The sequence below is a fragment of the Bacillus sp. GMa5/1 genome (assembly GCF_050172015.1).
Taxonomy (GTDB): Bacteria; Bacillota; Bacilli; order Bacillales; family Bacillaceae_G; genus Bacillus_A; species Bacillus_A cereus.
The window spans coordinates 1-1,873 of the sequence record NZ_JBNLYC010000371.1 but is presented as its reverse complement, the minus strand read 5'-3'; the positions used below and the strand labels follow the sequence as shown (position 1 = coordinate 1,873).

The following is a 1,873-nucleotide window of genomic DNA, read 5'->3' as shown; positions in this document are numbered from 1 at the left end:
AACAATCATTTACTTTATAGCTTTGAAACATCATTAATTCGAAATTTGAAAGGGATGTATAAAATTATATGAATGAAACGATATCATCAAATAAGTTTTTTTATTTGATTTTACTTAGTCTAGTGTTAATAACGACAGTGAATGTTATTTTGCGCTGGGAGGAAGCTTATTTTTTCATGTATTTAGCGCTCCATTTGCTAGGGATTTTATGTATAAGTGGTGGAGTCGTTACTGAAAAAAAGAATGAAGAAAGCGTTAACTATATGTGTGTGATCGGTCTTGTTTTACTTTTAGCCGTACAGGGTATTATGAAATATAGTTCTTTCTCTTTACAAGATTTTAGTTTATTAATAGATGTACTTCCTTAAAGAGGCTTTTTATTTTATCTAAAAAGGAAGTAGGGTACGTGTTGGTTTGTAAGTGTACGGATTGTGAACCGAAGAAAGTGTTTAAAGATAGGTAAAACTCTTCTTATGTAGAAGAGTTTTTTTATGTAAATAAAAAGATCCAGAGCAATTCACATAATAAGCTTGTTCTAATTTAGCGCGTACGAACTTACAATAATAATAGACAGGCAGCATAGAGGAGGGAATAGCGTGAAGAAGGTTATCGGTTGGTCGCTTTTTTTGTACGTTGGATTTGCGTTACTTATATATTGGTATTTATTTGGATGGAATCATGAACTTATTCCGGACATGTATAAGGGAACGAGTGCAGATCCAGAAACGTTTATGAGTACGAGAGAGCTTACGCTAAGCCAAGATTATTCGCGCGTGAAAAATTTACTATACTTTTTAGCGACGCCTCTTGAATGGATTATTTTATTATTTGTACTTGTGCTAGGTATTTCAAGAAAGTTTGAGAAATGGTCGAAGGAAACGACTAAAATAAGTGTTTTGCAAGTTGCGATTTATTTCTTTTATTTATCATTACTGACAACAGTGCTTGCCTTACCGATGCAATGGATTGGCCGGAAAGTGTCCGTTGATTACGGCATTTCAACACAAAGTACACAAAGTTGGATAAAAGATCATGTTATCGGTTTTTGGGAAAGTTATGCGACTATGTTAATCGTAGTTACCGTTCTATTATGGCTTATCCGTAAATTTCCGAAGAGATGGTGGCTCGCAGGATGGGCGCTCTCTGTTCCATTTACAATCTTTTTAACATTCATACAGCCTGTCGTTATTGATCCGCTTTATAACGACTTCTCGACGCTGAAAAATAAAGAATTAGAAACGAAAATTTTAGCGATAGCAGACAAAGCGGACATTCCTGCTAAACACGTATATGAAGTAAACATGTCAGAAAAAACGAATGCATTAAATGCTTACGTAACAGGAATTGGTCCTAACGCCCGTATTGTAATGTGGGATACAACGCTTAAGCAGTTAAAAGATAAAGAGATTTTATTTATAATGGCTCATGAAATGGGGCATTATGTTATGAAACATATATATTTTGGCGTTGCAAGTTATGTATTGCTATCGTTTATAGGTATGTTTTTAATTAGTCGTATTATAAATATGTGTATTCGCAAATGGGGAGATACATTGCAAATTTCAAAAGTAGCATGTTTCTCCATTTTACCTTTATTTTTCTTAATTTCCTCTATACTCTCTTTTGCAGCACAACCAGCAACAAACTACGTTTCACGTATAGAAGAAAGAGCCGCAGATCAATATGCTTTAAATATGACGAAGGACGGGAAATCTGGTGTGAAAACTTTTCAATATTTATCAAAAACAAGTTTAAGCCAAGTAAATCCGCCTGCGTTAGTAAAATTTTTCTTATACACGCACCCACCAATTTTTGAAAGAATTCATACGTTTGAACAATATGAGAAACAAAGCAAAAAGGAGTAGCATGATAG

At 34.1% G+C, this 1,873-nt stretch carries 2 protein-coding genes; both read left to right on the top strand.

The genetic code is table 11. The annotated features are described in order from the left end of the window. The first annotated feature begins 68 nt into the window (after positions 1–68). Positions 69–368, top strand: coding sequence for a DUF2101 family protein (locus ACQGSG_RS28715; protein ID WP_001006050.1), 300 nt, complete (start codon positions 69–71; stop codon positions 366–368). A 228-nt stretch (positions 369–596) separates the two neighbouring features. Then, positions 597–1,865: a M48 family metallopeptidase gene (locus tag ACQGSG_RS28710; protein WP_000755728.1), complete on the top strand. Its 1,269-nt coding sequence runs from the start codon at positions 597–599 to the stop codon at positions 1,863–1,865. Positions 1,866–1,873: the final 8 nt, after the last annotated feature.